The organism is Pseudomonas sp. HN11, from assembly GCF_021390155.1.
Lineage (GTDB): Bacteria > Pseudomonadota > Gammaproteobacteria > Pseudomonadales > Pseudomonadaceae > Aquipseudomonas.
The window spans coordinates 4,504,677-4,520,749 of sequence record NZ_CP089985.1 but is presented as its reverse complement, the minus strand read 5'-3'; the positions used below and the strand labels follow the sequence as shown (position 1 = coordinate 4,520,749).

Annotated in this window: 14 protein-coding genes; all 14 read left to right on the top strand. The window is 59.4% G+C overall.

Going from position 1 to position 16,073, the window contains the following annotated elements:
• Positions 1 to 257 precede the first annotated feature (257 nt).
• The gene (locus tag LVW35_RS20545) at positions 258 to 998 is read left to right on the top strand and encodes a flagellar basal body rod protein FlgF (RefSeq protein WP_015885209.1); all 741 of its coding nucleotides are present in this window, start codon (positions 258 to 260) and stop codon (positions 996 to 998) included.
• 63 nt (positions 999 to 1,061) lie between these two features.
• A complete protein-coding gene (gene flgG, locus LVW35_RS20540) occupies positions 1,062 to 1,847 on the top strand; it encodes a flagellar basal-body rod protein FlgG (protein WP_005790105.1) in 786 nt (261 codons plus the stop codon).
• A gap of 53 nt (positions 1,848 to 1,900) precedes the next feature.
• A complete protein-coding gene (gene flgH, locus LVW35_RS20535) occupies positions 1,901 to 2,596 on the top strand; it encodes a flagellar basal body L-ring protein FlgH (protein ID WP_028617341.1) in 696 nt (231 codons plus the stop codon).
• 27 nt (positions 2,597 to 2,623) lie between these two features.
• Entirely contained in the window at positions 2,624 to 3,712 is a 1,089-nt protein-coding gene (locus LVW35_RS20530; protein WP_033901075.1) for a flagellar basal body P-ring protein FlgI, read from the top strand.
• 4 nt (positions 3,713 to 3,716) lie between these two features.
• Positions 3,717 to 4,988, top strand: coding sequence for a flagellar assembly peptidoglycan hydrolase FlgJ (gene flgJ, locus LVW35_RS20525; RefSeq protein ID WP_233891794.1), 1,272 nt, complete (start codon positions 3,717 to 3,719; stop codon positions 4,986 to 4,988).
• Positions 4,989 to 4,998: 10 nt separating this feature from the next.
• Entirely contained in the window at positions 4,999 to 7,053 is a 2,055-nt protein-coding gene (gene flgK / locus LVW35_RS20520) for a flagellar hook-associated protein FlgK (protein WP_071491290.1), read from the top strand.
• A gap of 14 nt (positions 7,054 to 7,067) precedes the next feature.
• Positions 7,068 to 8,669 carry a flagellar hook-associated protein 3 gene (locus tag LVW35_RS20515; RefSeq protein ID WP_078049629.1) on the top strand — a complete coding sequence of 534 codons (1,602 nt, stop codon included), beginning with the start codon at positions 7,068 to 7,070 and terminating at the stop codon, positions 8,667 to 8,669.
• Between the two features lie 277 nt (positions 8,670 to 8,946).
• The gene (locus LVW35_RS20510; RefSeq protein WP_233891793.1) at positions 8,947 to 9,876 is read left to right on the top strand and encodes a ketoacyl-ACP synthase III; all 930 of its coding nucleotides are present in this window, start codon (positions 8,947 to 8,949) and stop codon (positions 9,874 to 9,876) included.
• Between the two features lie 264 nt (positions 9,877 to 10,140).
• Entirely contained in the window at positions 10,141 to 11,556 is a 1,416-nt protein-coding gene (locus tag LVW35_RS20505) for a flagellin N-terminal helical domain-containing protein (RefSeq protein WP_099493531.1), read from the top strand.
• 74 nt (positions 11,557 to 11,630) lie between these two features.
• Positions 11,631 to 11,981, top strand: coding sequence for a flagellar protein FlaG (locus LVW35_RS20500; RefSeq protein ID WP_078049626.1), 351 nt, complete (start codon positions 11,631 to 11,633; stop codon positions 11,979 to 11,981).
• Between the two features lie 81 nt (positions 11,982 to 12,062).
• Complete coding sequence (gene fliD / locus LVW35_RS20495; RefSeq protein ID WP_233891792.1) at positions 12,063 to 13,469, top strand: flagellar filament capping protein FliD; 1,407 nt, start codon at positions 12,063 to 12,065, stop codon at positions 13,467 to 13,469.
• Between the two features lie 140 nt (positions 13,470 to 13,609).
• The gene (fliS, locus tag LVW35_RS20490; protein ID WP_233891791.1) at positions 13,610 to 14,014 is read left to right on the top strand and encodes a flagellar export chaperone FliS; all 405 of its coding nucleotides are present in this window, start codon (positions 13,610 to 13,612) and stop codon (positions 14,012 to 14,014) included.
• Positions 14,015 to 14,039: 25 nt separating this feature from the next.
• Positions 14,040 to 14,336 (top strand): flagellar protein FliT, encoded by a 297-nt coding sequence (locus LVW35_RS20485; protein WP_078049623.1) that lies wholly within the window; start codon positions 14,040 to 14,042, stop codon positions 14,334 to 14,336.
• 170 nt (positions 14,337 to 14,506) lie between these two features.
• Positions 14,507 to 15,982: a sigma-54 dependent transcriptional regulator gene (locus tag LVW35_RS20480; protein WP_233891790.1), complete on the top strand. Its 1,476-nt coding sequence runs from the start codon at positions 14,507 to 14,509 to the stop codon at positions 15,980 to 15,982.
• Positions 15,983 to 16,073 lie beyond the last annotated feature (91 nt).

Sequence of the window (16,073 nt, the reverse complement as noted above, 5' to 3'; positions counted from 1 at the left end):
CGGTGACTGAACCACCGCATTCGCGAGCAAGCCCGCTCCCACATTCAATCTTTGTCGTTTTCAAGGAGGGCGCTTGCCGCAGGCGGCAGTAGTCCGCCGTTTTTTCGACTCACGCTCACTCCTGAAAACATCACACCTCACCGCAAACCCCCGCCGTGTCTGCACCTTACCCTATTTTCAAAAGTTGGTTCGCAAATTGCTTAAGCCTCATCAGTACAGCGGTGGGCGGCAAGCGTCCGTCAGAAAGAGGAAGAAGCGTGGACAAGTACCTTTATGTGGCAATGACCGGCGCCAGCCAGAATGCTCTGGCGCAGAAGGCCCATGCCAACAACCTGGCGAACATTTCCACCAACGGTTTCCAACGTGACCTGGAGCAGGCGCGTTCGATGCCGGTGTTCGGTGACAGCTTTCCGGCGCGGGCGTTTGCCTTGACTGAGCGCCCGGGCACCGACTTCTCGCCTGGCGCGATGATCGAGACCGGCCGTGACCTGGACGTTGCCGTCAGCGGCAATGGCTGGATGGCCGTGCAGACCCCGGACGGCAGCGAAGCCTATGTGCGCAGCGCCAGCATGAACGTCGATGCATTGGGCGTACTGCGCGCCGGCAACGGCATGCCGATCATGGGCAACGGCGGTCCGATTGCCGTGCCGCCGCAGCAGAAAATCGAAGTGGGTGCCGATGGCACCATCAGCATCCGCGCCATGGGTGAAGGCCCGCGCGTAATGGCTGAAGTGGACCGCATCAAGCTGGTCCAGCCGGACCTTAAGAACATGAATAAAGGCCTCGACGGCACCATCCACACCAAGGATGGCCAGCCGGCCCAGGCTGATGCGACGGTCACGCTGACCTCGGGCTTCCTGCAGGCGAGCAACGTCAACGCGGTGGAAGAAATGACCGCGGTACTGGCGCTTTCCAAGCAGTTCGAGCTGCACATCAAGATGATGAACAGCGCCAAAGAAGACGACCAGGCCATGACCCGCGTCATGCAGATGAGCTGATTCAAGCCCACTCACTAATTTTGCGATGCAGCGCCAACAAACAGGCGCATGAAGGAGAACAGCATGCTTCCGGCTCTATGGGTTGCCAAAACAGGCCTGTCCGCCCAGGACACCAACCTGACCACCATTTCCAACAACCTGGCGAACGTATCGACCACGGGCTTCAAACGTGATCGCGCCGAGTTCCAGGACCTGCTCTATCAGATCAAGAAGCAGCCAGGCGCCCAGTCGACCCAGGACAGCGAACTGCCGTCGGGCCTGCAACTGGGGACCGGTGTGCAAATCGTCGGCACCCAGAAGAACTTCAGCGCCGGTAACCTGCAACAGACCGGCCAACCGCTGGACATGGCCATCAACGGCCGCGGTTTCTTCCAGATCCTGCAGCCGGACGGCACGACTTCCTACACCCGTGACGGTACTTTCCACCTGGATTCCAACGGCCAGATCGTCACGGCCAACGGTTTCGCCCTGGAGCCGGCCGTGGTCGTTCCTGCAGACGCCAAGACCTTCACCGTCGGCAACGACGGCACCGTGTCCATCACCGTGGCCGGCAACCCCGCGTCGCAAGTGATCGGCAACCTGCAGACCGCCGACTTCATCAACCCAGCCGGCCTGCAGGCAATGGGTAACAACCTGTTCCTGGAAACCGCCTCCAGCGGCGCGCCGCAAATCGGCACCCCGGGTTTGAACGGTTTCGGCACCACGCTGCAAAGCACCCTGGAAACCTCCAACGTGAGCACGGTTGAGGAGATGGTCAACATGATCACCACCCAGCGCGCCTACGAGATGAACTCCAAGGTGATCTCCACCGCCGACCAGATGCTTTCGTTCGTAACGCAGAATCTGTAATCAAGTCTATGGGGCGCTCTTGAGAGCGCCTGCAACACCGTGAGGTAAGGGTCATGAATCGCTATGTTTCCGTTCTGGCATTGAGTGGGATTGCCGTGCTCGCAGGCTGTGTCGCCCCGACGCCAAAACCCAATGACCCGTACTATGCGCCGGTGTTGCCACGTACGCCGTTGCCGGCGGCCGCCAACAATGGCTCGATCTACCAGGCCGGTTTCGAACAGAACCTGTACAGCGACCGCAAGGCGTTCCGGGTCGGTGACATCATCACCATCACCCTGAACGAGCGCACCCAGGCCAGCAAGAACGCCAACTCGCAGATCGGCAAGACCAGCAAGGCCAACCTCGGCCTGACCTCGTTGTTCGGCGCGGTGCCCAACACCAATAACCCGCTGGGTGACGGCGACCTCAGTCTCAGCGCCGGCTACAGCGGCGACCGTGCCACCAACGGCAAGAGCGCGGCAGGGCAGGGCAACAGCCTGACCGGTTCGATCACCGTGACCGTGGCCGACGTATTGCCCAACGGCATCATCGCCGTACGTGGTGAAAAGTGGATGACCCTCAACACCGGCGACGAGCTGGTGCGCATTGCCGGCATGGTGCGCGCCGATGACATCTCCACCGACAACACCGTGCCGTCGACGCGGATTGCCGATGCGCGCATTACCTACTCGGGTACAGGTTCGTTTGCTGATGCCAGTCAGCCGGGCTGGTTCGATCGTTTCTTCCTTAGCCCGCTGTTCCCTTTCTAGGTGGCTACTTTGAACTTCAAACAGCTGATGGCGGCCGCACTCCTGCTTTCCTTGAGCGCTGTCGCCCAGGCCGAACGCCTGAAGGACATCGCGAGTATTTCCGGCGTGCGTTCCAACCAGTTGATCGGCTACGGCCTGGTGGTGGGGCTCAACGGTACGGGTGACCAGACCACGCAGACCCCGTTCACCCTGCAGACCTTCAACAACATGCTCTCGCAGTTCGGCATCAAGGTGCCGGCAGGGTCGGGCAACGTGCAGCTGAAAAACGTCGCGGCGGTGTCGATCAGTGCTGATTTGCCGGCGTTCTCCAAGCCAGGCCAGGTGGTGGACATCACCGTGTCGTCCATCGGTAACTCGAAAAGCCTGCGCGGCGGCACCTTGCTGATGACGCCCCTCAAGGGTATCGACGGCAACGTCTACGCCATCGCCCAGGGCAACCTGGTGGTGGGCGGGTTTGACGCCGAAGGTCGCGACGGTTCGAAGATCACGGTCAACGTGCCGTCGGCCGGTCGCATCCCGGGTGGCGCAACGGTTGAACGCACCGTGCCAAGTGGCTTCAACCAGGGCAACAGCCTGACCCTGAACCTCAACCGTTCCGACTTCACCACTGCCAAGCGCGTGGTCGACAAGATCAATGACATGCTCGGCCCTGGCGTGGCCCAGGCCATCGACGGCGGTTCGATCCGTGTGACAGCACCCCTGGACCCAAGCCAACGCGTCGACTACCTGTCGATCCTGGAAAACCTTGAAGTCGACCCAGGCCAGGCCGTCGCCAAAGTCATCATCAACTCGCGTACCGGCACCATCGTGATCGGTCAGAACGTGAAGGTGTCGCCGGCAGCGGTGACCCACGGCAGCCTGACCGTGACCATCACTGAAGACCCGATCGTCAGCCAGCCAGGGCCGTTGTCCAACGGCCAGACGGCGGTGGTGCCGCGTTCGCGCGTCAACGCCCAGCAAGAAGCCAAGCCGATGTTCAAGTTCGGCCCCGGCACCACCCTGGACGAGATTGTCCGCGCGGTGAACCAGGTGGGCGCGGCGCCCGGCGACTTGATGGCGATCCTCGAAGCTTTGAAACAGGCCGGCGCCTTGCAAGCCGACCTGATCGTGATCTGAGGCCATGGCCATGGATATGCGCAAGAGCGGGATCAGCAGCACGGCGGACTCGGGGTCTTACTCCGACTTGAACCGGCTTAACCAGCTCAAGGTCGGTGCCGACAAGAACAGCGAAGGCAACATGCGCAAGGTGGCGCAGGAGTTCGAGTCGCTGTTCCTGAGCGAGATGCTCAAGTCCATGCGTTCGGCCACCGAGGCGCTGGGTAAGGACAACCCGATGAACACGCCGGCCGCCAAACAGTACCAGGAAATGTACGACCAGCAACTGGCGGTCTCGATGTCGCGCGAGGGTGGCGGTATCGGCCTGGCCGACGTGCTGATGCGCCAGATGCAGAAGAACAAACCGGTGGAGGCCCAGGCCGCCACCTTGCAAGGCCCGGCAGCAGCCGCGCCTGCGAAGAAAGTTGATGTGCCGACGGAAATTGCGGCAGGTACCCAGGCCGAAGGCCCGTTGGGCCGCTCCAATGGCCAGCGTCCACTGTGGGCTTACCGCGTGGCTGAGCCGCAAGCGGGCGCCGTAGCGTCCCACAGCAATGATATGGAATTGATGAACCAACGCCGTATCGCCTTGCCAAGCAAGCTGACTGATCGCCTGCTCGCCGGCATCGTGCCGAACGCACCGGTTGCTATCGATGCCAAAAGTGCGCCGCTGCGTAACAGCGTGGCCGACGACAACGTGATCAACAGCACCGCACGCACCTTTGCCGTGCCGAGCGGGCGCATGCAGGTCTACGGCCGCGCCGTGGCCCAGCCACCGTTGGCGCCGGCGAAGAAAGCCTTCAGCTCGCAGGATGAATTTGTCGCCACCATGTTGCCGATGGCCAAGGCGGCCGCCGCGCGCATTGGTGTCGATCCGAAGTACCTGGTGGCCCAGGCCGCCCTGGAAACCGGTTGGGGTAAATCGGTAATGCGCGCCGAAGATGGCAGCAGCAGTCACAACCTGTTCGGCATCAAGGCCGGCCAGAGTTGGCAGGGCGGCCAGGCCCGCGCGATCACCAGCGAGTTCCGCGATGGGGCGATGGTCAAGGAAACGGCGCAGTTCCGTTCCTATAACTCCTATCAGGACAGCTTCCATGACCTGGTGACCTTGCTGCAAAGCAATGATCGCTATAAAGAAGTTGTGAAGTCGGCCGACAACCCGGAACAGTTTGTCCGCGAGTTGCAAAAAGCCGGTTACGCCACCGACCCGGCCTATGCCAGCAAGATTTCGCAGATCGCCAAATCGATGGACAGTTACCAGAATTACGCTGCCGCTGGCGCAACCACACATTTATAAGGTCTGAACCATGAGTTTGCTCAGTATCGGGATGTCAGGGCTTAACGCCTCTCAAGGATCGTTGTCGGTCTTGAGTAACAACATTGCCAACGCCAATACTCCGGGTTATTCGCGTCAGCAGACCACCCAGAACGCCAGTGCGGCCAACCAGTACGGTGGTGTGTACATCGGCAGCGGTACCACCCTGGCCGATGTGCGCCGGGTGTATAACGAGTTCCTCGACGCGGCCTACCAGAACAGCACCTCGCTCAACAGCGATGCCAAGGCTTACCTCGACCAGGTCAGCGCTGTCGACAAGACCCTGTCGGACAAGACCACCGGTATGTCGGCTGTGCTCAGTGAGTTCTTCTCGGCCGTGCAGACTGCCTCGGCCAACCCGAGCGATGTCTCGGCCCGCCAGGTGTTGATCACCAAGGCGCAGACGCTGAGCAATCGCTTCAACTCGATCTCTACACAGTTGGGCCAGCAGAAAGAAACCATCAACAGCCAGCTGTCGTCGATGAGTGACCAGGTCAACAAGCTGACGTCGTCCATTGCCTCGCTCAACAAGCAGATCGCCCAGGTGCAGGGTTCGTCGAACACGGCCCCGGCCAACCTGCTGGACGCGCGTGCCGAAGCCGTGCGTTCGCTGAACGAATTGGTCGGCGTGACCGCCACCGAGAAGAATGGCATCTTCAGCGTCAGCACCGGTTCCGGCCAGTCGCTGGTATTGGGTGACCAGTTCAACACCATCTCCGCCGTACCGAGCAAGAACGACACTAGCCAGTTCACCATCCAGCTCAACGTGGGCGGCGGTGAGTCGCTCGATCTGGGCAACGTGCTCAGCGGCGGTAGCATCGGTGGTCTGTTGCGTTATCGCAGCGATGTCCTGATGCCTGCCATCAATGACCTGGGGCGCATCGCCATCGCCACCGCAGACACCATCAACAACCAGTTGGGCCAGGGCCTGGATCTCAACGGCCAGTTCGGCAGCTCGCTGTTCAAGGACATCAACAGCGCCGCGGCCATTGCCCAGCGCAGCCAGGCTTCGGGTGGCAACAGCGCGGGTTCCGGCAACCTGAACGTGTCGATTAAGGACAGCAGCAAGCTGACCAATTTCGATTACAAGGTCACCTTCAACGACAGCGCCAACCCGAACAACGTCACCGTGGTGCGTTCCGATGGCAAGGCCATGGGGACGTTTGACGTCACCGCCACGCCACCGGCCGTGATCGATGGTTTCACGTTGGCGCTCGACGGCAAGGGGCCGATGGCTACCGGGGACAGCTTCAAGGTCAGCCCGACCGCCAATGGTGCCAAGGACATTGGCACCGTGATGACGGATCCGAACAAGATCGCTTTTGCCGCGCCACTATCCGGGCAGGCCAGTAAGACCAACGAAGGTACCGGCACGTTTACCCCGCCGACCCTGACGGTGCCTTTGGATATCCAGGGCGGCGCCGCCACTGCCCAGTTGCGCACGGGGATTGAACATTCGATGCCGGTGAAGATGGTATTCGGCAAGCCGGCAGCCGACGGCACCCAGCCGTACACACTCAATGATGCCCAGGGCAACCCGATCGGCACCGGCAGCATTGTTCCGGGGCAGGGCAACAAGGTCACGATCAACGTGCCGATGCGCGATGCCAACGGTGCCCTGGTGGTGCCGGCCAAGAGCTTCAGTTTCGACACCACGGTGGGCGGTTCGCCGGCCAACGGTGACAGCACGACGTTCTCGTTCAATGCCTCCGGCAAGTCCGATAACCGCAACGCCCTTGAGCTGCTCGGCCTGCAAACCAAGGCGACCATCGGCACGGCCGCCGATGGCACCGGCGGCACCAGCCTCGTAGGGGCCAACAGCAAGTTGGTATCTACCGTTGGCGCGAAAGCGGCGGCTGCCGGTACGGACAGCACGGCGACGAACGCATTGCTGACCGCCAACAAGAACGCGCGCAACTCGGTGTCCCAGGTCAACCTGGACGAAGAGGCGGGCGACATGATCAAGTTCCAGCAGTACTACACGGCGTCGTCGCAGATCATCAAGGCTGCGCAAGAAACCTTCAGCACATTGATCAATAGTCTTTAAGGGAGCCTGGGACGATGCGTATTTCTACACAGCAGTATTTCGAGACCAGTTCCGCCAAGTATTCGGATAACTATTCGGGTGTGGTGAAGGCCCAGGACCAGGCCAGTTCCGGTGTGCGCGTACAGACCGCCGCGGATGATCCTGTGGCAGCGGCGCGGTTGTTGATGTTGCAGCAGCAGAAAGACATGGTGGCCCAGTCCACTGGCAACATCACCAGCCTGAAAAACTCGCTGACCAACGAAGAGAGTGTATTAACCGCGATCAGTGAGGCCATGCAACGCGCCACAGAGTTGGCACTCAAGGCGGGTGGTGTCGGCAGTGATGCTGATCGTCGCTCGATTGCCAGTGAGGTCGGTGCGATTGAAGATCAGGTCCTGGGCCTGCTCAATAGCAAGGACTCGGCCGGCAACTACTTGTTTTCCGGTTCCAAGACCCAGACGCCGCCGTATGCGCGCAACAATGATGGCACCTACAGCTACCAGGGGGATGAAACCCCACTGAGCCTGCAGATTTCCAATACGCTGAATGTCAGCGCGGGCGATACCGGCAAGACTATTCTGGAAGGCGCGGCCAACGCCGGTCGCACCCAGGCCACCTGGGTTGCGCCGAACCCGCAGACCGTGCCGCCTACGGTCAATGACAACAAGGTCGCGCTCTCGGCTGGGCTGGTGACCTCGAGCGGCGACTACGCCAGCAAATTCGCCGACGGCCAGCCTTACAAGCTGACCTTTACCAGCAGCACGCAATACAAGGTGGCCGACAAGAATGGCAACGACGTGACCTCCGAGATTCCGGGCAATGGTACGTTCGACGCCACCAAGGAAGGCAGCACCAGCGTTGCGCTGCGGGGTGTGAAGTTCGACATCACCATGAACCTCGGGGATGTGGTGCCGGGCGCCAACTCAGATGCGTTGGTCAAGGACCGTACGTTCAGCCTGGAGGCCAAGCCGGATACATTCAGTGTTTCGCGCACGCCGAGCAATGCATCGAGCGCGCAGTTGACAGGGGCTCAGGTCACCAATCAGGCGGACTATGCCAGCACGTTCCCGTCCAACAGCGGGGCGATCATCAAGTTCACCAGCGCGACGGCCTATGAGGTTTACGCCCAGCCCTACTCGAGTGCCAGCAAGGCGATTGCCACCGGCGATACGGGCGGCGGTACGACGGTGACGGCGGCTGGCGTGACGTTCGATGTGAGCAGTGGGCCGCCGCAGCCTGGCGATCAGTTCTCCGTGGGGGCCAACACCCAGAAGACCCAGAATGCGCTGGATACCCTTGGCCAGTTGCGCAAGGCGCTGGATGCGCCGGCCGACGGCAATCCGGCAGCGACGGTCAAGCTCAAGGATGTCCTGAATACGTCCATCGCCAATCTGGCCAACTCGACGTCCCAGATTGTCAATGTGCGGGGTTCTATTGGCGCTCGGCTGAACGCTTTGGATATCCAGGCCAGTGAGAATTCGAGCATCAGCATTGCCACGACCAGCACGATGAGTGATCTGGCCAACATCGACATGGGTGAAGCGGCCATCAACCTGGCGCTGCAGCAAACCATGTTGCAAGCCTCCCAACTGGCGTTCGTGAAAATCTCGCAGTTGAGCCTGTTCAACAAGATGTAAGTGGCGTCACGTCAAGCGGCCCGCCCTGAAAACAGGGCGGGCCGTTGTCGTTTCTGGGATTTAATTGTTTGAAGGTTTTGCACAAAGCACACAAAATTGAGTGACCTGTGAGTCATAAAGCGCATCTTCACTGTATCGTGTGAAAAGGATAAGTCGTCACAGGGTCCTTGCGGGACGGCTTTCAGCGAGATTTTTATGGGGTTATCCCCTTTTATTGTCAGCACTCCGGGCGCAGTCCCTGGGGTGTTCTCCAGCTATTTAGTATTGGGAAGCCACAATGATTGGCATAAAAAGCATCGCCAGTTACGTGCCGGCAGACGGGATCGATAACTACGCCCAGGGTGCCAAATTCGCCAAGGATGAAGAATTCATCATTGGCAAGATCGGTTCGGCGTTCCTGCCGCGCAAGGATGCCGCGCAGGAAACCTCCGATCTGTGTGTCGAGGCGGTCAACGCTTTGTTTGCCAATAACCCGGATTTGAAGCGCGAGTCCATCGATGCGCTGATCGTCGTCACCCAGAACGGTGATGAAGAAGGCCTGCCGCACACGGCGGCCATTGTCCAGGACAAGCTCGGCCTGCCCACCCACGTCGCGGCTTTTGATATTTCCCTGGGCTGCTCCGGCTACGTCTACGGCATCTACGCGATGAAGGGCTTCATGGAAGCCGCCGGCCTGAAAAACGGCCTGCTGATCACTGCCGACCCGTATTCGAAGATCGTCGACCCGGAAGATCGCAACACCACCATGCTGTTCGGCGATGCCGCCACCGCCACCTGGATGGGCGAAGACGCGTCGTGGTTGCTGGGCAAATCCAAATTCGGCACCGACGGTTCCGGCGCGCCGCACCTGAAGGTCAGCGATGGCGTGTTCTTCATGAACGGTCGCCAGGTCTTCAACTTCGCCTTGCTCAAGGTGCCGGCACACTTGCATGAGCTGCTCAACGAGTCGGAGCTCAAGGCGGACGAGATCGATGCCTTCTGCATTCACCAGGGCAGTGCGGCGATTGTCGACGCCGTGGCGCGTCGATTTGAAGATGCGCCGGTGGACAAGTTCATCAAGGACATGGTCGAGACCGGCAACACCGTGTCGTCGAGCATTCCCTTGCTGCTGGAAAAGCACGTGATGGACGCCACCTGGAAACGGGTGGCTATCAGCGGTTTTGGTGTGGGCCTGTCGTGGGGCTCGGCGATTCTCTATCGCCCTTGATGCCTTGATAGCGTCCACAAAAAACGCCGATGATCGAAAGATCATCGGCGTTTTTTATTTGGCGCCAAAAAACCTAATGAAATCGGGCTTTGGAGCCCGCGTAAACCCTTGAATTGCAAGGGGTGGCACGACGCCAGCAAAAAAATCAAAAAAAATCCTCAAGCAACCGGCTACCACGACGATAACTATTACGTAGGTTCTCAGGCCACACCCGGCGGTTGCCAGGGCCGGAAGCCGCAGTATCCATCCAACGAGGATTTCGTCATGGCTTTAACAGTAAACACCAACATTGCTTCGATCACTACTCAGGGCAACCTGAACAAAGCTGGCGGCGCCCTGGCCCAATCGATGCAGCGCCTGTCTTCCGGCCTGCGTATCAACAGCGCTAAAGACGACGCCGCCGGCCTGGGTATCGCCAACCGTATGACCAGCCAGATCAACGGCCTGGGTCAAGCTGTAAAGAACGCCAACGATGGTATCTCCATCGCGCAGACCGCTGAAGGCGCAATGCAGGCTTCGACCGACATTCTGCAAAAAATGCGTACCCTGGCTCTGTCCTCTGCAACCGGCTCCCTGAGCCCTGACGACCGTAAGTCGAACAACGATGAATACCAGGCCCTGACTTCGGAACTGACCCGTATCGCCCAGACCACTACTTTCGGTGGCCAGAAGCTGCTGGACGGTTCGTACGGTACCAAGTCGATCCAGGTTGGCGCCAACGCTAACGAAACCATCAACCTGTCCCTGGACAACGTTGCTGCCAACAACATCGGTTCGCAGCAAATCAAGAGCATCGGCATCACTCCAGGCGCTGGTGTTGTAGGCGGCGCAATCGCAGTGACCGGTAACGGCCAGACTGCCAGCGTTACCGTAGCCGGTGCAGCGTCTGCCAAAACCATCGCTGCCCAGCTGAACGGCGCCATCGGTGGCCTGAGCGCTACTGCCAGCACTGAAGCTCAGTTCGTGGTTGGTGGTGCTGCTGCTACCGCTCCAGCTTCGTTCACCATGACCGTTGGCGGCCAAGCCACCACGTTCGTTGGCGTAAAAGACACTGCCAGCCTGGCTGAACAGCTGAAGTCCAACTCCGCCAAACTGGGTATCAGCGTTAACTACGACGAGTCCAAAGGCACTCTGTCGGTTAAATCCGACACCGGTGAAAACCTGTCCTTCAGTGCTTCGACCGATGCCGGCAGCATCACTGTTGCCACCAAAGACGGTTCGGGCGTTTACGGTACTGCTACTGCCCTGGCTGACGGCATCATCGCTACCGGTGCTGTGAACATGGACTCCTCCAAGGGTTACTCCCTGGAAGGCGCTGGTGTGACCGGTGTCTTCGGTGCCGCTACTTCGGCTGCTTCGGCCAAGACCTCCGTATCGCAAACTGACGTGACTGACGCCACCAAGGCCCAGAACGCTGTTTCCGTGATCGACCAGGCTATCGCAACCATCTCCAGCTCCCGTTCGGGCCTGGGTGCGGTACAGAACCGTCTGACCAGCACTGTGGACAACCTGTCCAACATCCAGAAAAACACCACCGCTGCTCGTTCCACCATCCAGGACGTCGACTTCGCTTCCGAAGCCGCTGAACTGACCAAGCAGCAAACCCTGCAGTCGGCTTCCACTGCGATCCTGTCGCAGGCTAACCAGCTGCCATCCGCTGTACTGAAGCTGCTTCAGTAATAACGGCACGTGGTGATTGACGGAAGGGCGCGTTTACGTGCCCTTTCGTCTTTTCCAATCAGAGGAGATTGGGCATGGACATGAATGTAAAACTGAACTTGTCTTATCCGCCGCTGGCCCCCCAAGGCACCGTGGCACCTGTGGTTGCAGACAAGGACAAAAGCAAGGTTGAAGCGGCCGCGCCAACCGTGGGCACGTCCCAAAAGGACAGCCTGGAAAAAGCGGTCACCGATATTAAAGAATTCGTACAAGCGGCCCAGCGTAATCTGGACTTTTCCATTGATGATTCCACCCACAGGGTCGTGGTCAAGGTCATTGCCACCGACACGGGTGAAGTGATCCGGCAGATTCCTTCGGAAACAGCCCTGAAGCTGGCGCAAAACCTGGCCAGCGCCAGTCATGTGTTGTTTGATGACAAAGCTTGAACTGGCATGAAATTTGTTGCTGTCACCGCTTGAAGCGACGTTCGTCAAGATAACGGCAGCCACCGGAATAGGAGAAAGATGATGGCGGGTACAACGATTACCGGCGTGGGGTCGGGTTTCGACACTCAGGCAATTGTGAAATCCCTGGTGGATGCCGAGCGAGCGCCGAAACAGGCTCAGATCAATCTGCAGTCGCAAAAGGCGACCACCCAGCTGTCGTCGATCGGCAAGATCCAGGCCGCCCTGGACGCCTTCCGTGGTGCGCTGGCCAGTATGGGCACCGACAACAGCTTCAGTGGCTTGACCGGTACGTCTTCGGACGAGAAGGTTGCAACCATGACGGCCAACCAGGGTGCGGCGAGCGGTAGCTTCGCGCTGATCGTCAACCAGTTGGCGATGCCTTCGAAGTTGTCGACCAAGAGTTTCACAGGTGGCCAGTCGACGGTCGTGAACAGTGGCACCACCCCAACGACGCTGACGATCAGCCAGTCGGGCAAGAACTTCGACCTGAAGGTGCCGGCCGGCGCGACCCTGCAACAGGTGCGTGACTCGATCAACTCGCAGTTCGGCACCGCAGGCCTGAGTGCCAACATCCTCACCGACTCCAACGGTTCGCGTCTTATCCTGACCTCCACCAACTCCGGGGTTGGTTCCGACCTGACGATGTCGGGTAACTCGGGGATTGATACCGGTTACACCGTAGTGACCCCGCCCCAGAATGCCAAATACACCATTGACGGTATTGCTGCAGAGTCCAAGTCCAACAGCATCACGGATGCAGTGAGTGGTGTAAGCATCAAGTTGCTGGCGTTGTCGCCGACGGTCGCTGCGAATGATCAAACCAAGGACGCGCCTCGGACTGCGCTGACCATCTCTGTCAGCACCAGCACCACCGCCCTCAAGTCCGGGGTCAAAGGCTTCGTCGACACCTACAACGCCCTGCTCAAGGCGATGAACGCCGAGACCAAGGTGACCAAGGATGCTGCCGGCAACTCGGTGGCGGCCACCCTGACCGGCGACTCGACCATGCGCACCTTGCAGGCTGCGATTCGCAACGAGTTCAACGCACTGTCCGGCAACGGTACCCTGAAGTCCCTGGCCCAGTTCGGTGTCACTACCGACCAGGACACCGGCGCGCTGAGCATTGATGCCAAACAGTGGGACAAGGCCGTACTGACAAACGCCGCCGACATCAACAGTATCTTCAGCGGCAAGAACGGTTTGCTTGCGCGGCTGACCACCGCCACCGATGGCTATGCCAAGGCCACCACGGGGATTCTGGCGACGCGTTCGACATCCTTGTCGGACAGCCTCAAAGACCTGAACAAGCAGCAGACCGCCCTGGATGAGCGTCTCACCACCATGCAAGACGCCTTGACCCGCAAGTACACGGCCATGGATACGCTAGTGGCGCAGTTGCGCCAGCAGAGCAACAGTATCCTCGGCACGCTCAATGCGCTCAGTAAATCGCAAAGCAGTGATAGCTGATTGAATACGGATAAAAAAGCCCGGGTCCGTTGACCTGGGCTTTGTTCTTTGTAGGACCATCGGCTTAAAGTTTTTTGCGAACGGGTCGACATAATGGTTACTGCAACCCTTCTCGCTGTTGCCTGTCACGAGGTAGAAACATGAATCCCATGAGAGCCCTTCGCCAATACCAGAAGGTCAATTCCCATGCCCAGATCTCCGAAGCCAGCCCGCACCGCCTGGTGCAGATGTTGATGGAGGGCGGGCTTGACCGCATGGCGCAGGCCAAAGGCGCGCTGGCGCGTGGCGACATCGCAGCGAAGGGCCTGATGCTGGGCAAGGCCACCGATATCCTTATCGGCCTGCGTGACGGCCTGAGTGAGGAAAAGAGCGACAACAAGGAATACGTTCAGCAACTGGAAGGCCTGTACGTGTACATGACCAACCGTTTGATGGAAGCCAATTTGCACAACGACGCCGACATGATCGACGAAGTCGCGCGTTTGCTGATCACCGTGAAAGAAGGCTGGGATGCCATCGGCGCGCCACAGACCGCCGCACAATAAGGCCATCGGCCTTGAGGAACACGTCATGAGCCAAGCATTGCAACGCATTGATGAAACCCGTGAGGCGCTGATCGGCGCGCTGGCGGACCGTAACTGGGACGCCATTGGCGAACTGGACCTGGGCTGTCGTCATGTCATCGACGAGGTGCTCAGTGAAGCGCCGGTCGATGAGGATGCGTTGCGTGAAAAGCTTGAGAGCCTGCTGGCGGTGTACCAGCAATTGCTTGAGGTGACGACTGGCGAGCGCCAGGCGATTTTCGAAGAGATGTCGCAGATCAACCAAGCTAAAAACGCGTCAAAGGTTTACCATCTGTTCGGCTGAATGGGCTCAGTTGGTCCGAACGGCGCGTCATATATTTGACTGTGCCAGCATTTTTGACTTAACTAGTGCTGTTTTCAGATTTCAGACGTCTAGTAAGGTACAAAGTCTTACAGGCGTCTCGATTGCCCTCACATCGGGGCAGGAAGTTTTACTAGGGAAGTTGCTATTGCATGTGGCGTGAAACCAAAATTCTGCTGATTGATGACGATAGCGTCCGCCGCCGCGATTTAGCGGTGATTTTGAATTTTCTTGGCGAAGAAAATTTGCCCTGCGGCAGCCATGACTGGCAGCAGGCGGTCAGCTCATTGTCATCGAGCCGTGAAGTCATTTGTGTGCTGATCGGGACGGTGAACGCTCCTGGCGCTGTTTTGGGCTTGTTAAAGACACTGTCAACCTGGGATGAGTTCCTTCCCGTGTTGTTAATGGGCGATATTTCTTCCGTCGACCTGCCCGAAGACCAGCGCCGCCGGGTGCTTTCCAGTCTGGAAATGCCCCCCAGCTACAGCAAACTGCTGGATTCCCTGCACCGTGCCCAGGTCTATCGCGAGATGTACGACCAGGCCCGCGAGCGCGGTCGCCACCGCGAACCCAACCTGTTCCGCAGCCTGGTCGGCACCAGCCGTGCCATCCAGCACGTACGCCAGATGATGCAGCAAGTGGCCGACACCGACGCCAGCGTGCTGATCCTCGGCGAGTCCGGCACTGGCAAGGAAGTGGTTGCGCGCAACCTGCACTATCACTCCAAGCGCCGCGACGGGCCTTTCGTGCCGGTCAACTGCGGGGCGATCCCGGCAGAGCTGCTCGAAAGCGAACTGTTCGGCCATGAGAAGGGCGCCTTTACCGGGGCGATCACCAGTCGTGCCGGGCGTTTCGAGCTGGCCAACGGCGGCACGCTGTTCCTCGACGAAATCGGCGACATGCCGCTGCCGATGCAGGTCAAGCTGCTGCGCGTATTGCAGGAGCGGACCTTCGAACGCGTGGGCAGCAACAAGACCCAGAGCGTCGATGTGCGCATCATTGCGGCCACCCACAAAAATCTCGAAAGCATGATCGAGGTCGGCAGCTTCCGTGAAGACCTGTACTACCGCCTCAACGTATTCCCGATCGAGATGGCCCCACTGCGTGAGCGCGTGGAAGACATCCCGCTGCTGATGAACGAACTGATTTCGCGCATGGAGCACGAAAAGCGCGGTTCGATCCGTTTCAACTCCGCCGCGATCATGTCCCTGTGCCGTCATGGCTGGCCGGGCAACGTGCGTGAGTTGGCCAACCTGGTGGAGCGCATGGCGATCATGCACCCCTACGGTGTGATCGGCGTGGTCGAGCTGCCGAAGAAATTCCGTTACGTTGACGACGAAGATGAGCAACTGGTCGACAGCCTGCGCAGCGACATGGAAGAGCGGGTGGCCATCAACGGCCATACCCCGGACTTCGGTTCGACTGCCATGCTGCCGCCCGAAGGCCTGGACCTGAAGGACTACCTCGGCAACCTCGAACAGGGTCTGATCCAACAAGCCCTGGACGACGCCAACGGCATCGTCGCCCGTGCCGCCGAGCGCCTGCGCATTCGTCGAACCACCTTGGTGGAGAAGATGCGCAAGTACGGCATGAGCCGCAAAGAAGGTGACGAACAGGCGGATGATTGACGCCTGTTTTTTAAATCACTGAAACTTCAGTGGTTTTTTTTCGGCACGGGTATTGCTACAGCCCTCGCAACGTTCCGTTTAACTGACGGTC

Coding starts and splice junctions, on each gene's coding strand:
- flgG (WP_005790105.1), top strand. CDS start 1,062: ATGCTTCCGGCTCTATGGGTTGCCAAAACAGGCCTGTCCGCCCAGGAC.
- flgH (WP_028617341.1), top strand. CDS start 1,901: ATGAATCGCTATGTTTCCGTTCTGGCATTGAGTGGGATTGCCGTGCTC.
- LVW35_RS20530 (WP_033901075.1), top strand. CDS start 2,624: ATGGCGGCCGCACTCCTGCTTTCCTTGAGCGCTGTCGCCCAGGCCGAA.
- flgJ (WP_233891794.1), top strand. CDS start 3,717: ATGGCCATGGATATGCGCAAGAGCGGGATCAGCAGCACGGCGGACTCG.
- flgK (WP_071491290.1), top strand. CDS start 4,999: ATGAGTTTGCTCAGTATCGGGATGTCAGGGCTTAACGCCTCTCAAGGA.
- LVW35_RS20515 (WP_078049629.1), top strand. CDS start 7,068: ATGCGTATTTCTACACAGCAGTATTTCGAGACCAGTTCCGCCAAGTAT.
- LVW35_RS20510 (WP_233891793.1), top strand. CDS start 8,947: ATGATTGGCATAAAAAGCATCGCCAGTTACGTGCCGGCAGACGGGATC.
- LVW35_RS20505 (WP_099493531.1), top strand. CDS start 10,141: ATGGCTTTAACAGTAAACACCAACATTGCTTCGATCACTACTCAGGGC.
- LVW35_RS20500 (WP_078049626.1), top strand. CDS start 11,631: ATGGACATGAATGTAAAACTGAACTTGTCTTATCCGCCGCTGGCCCCC.
- fliD (WP_233891792.1), top strand. CDS start 12,063: ATGGCGGGTACAACGATTACCGGCGTGGGGTCGGGTTTCGACACTCAG.
- fliS (WP_233891791.1), top strand. CDS start 13,610: ATGAATCCCATGAGAGCCCTTCGCCAATACCAGAAGGTCAATTCCCAT.
- LVW35_RS20485 (WP_078049623.1), top strand. CDS start 14,040: ATGAGCCAAGCATTGCAACGCATTGATGAAACCCGTGAGGCGCTGATC.
- LVW35_RS20480 (WP_233891790.1), top strand. CDS start 14,507: ATGTGGCGTGAAACCAAAATTCTGCTGATTGATGACGATAGCGTCCGC.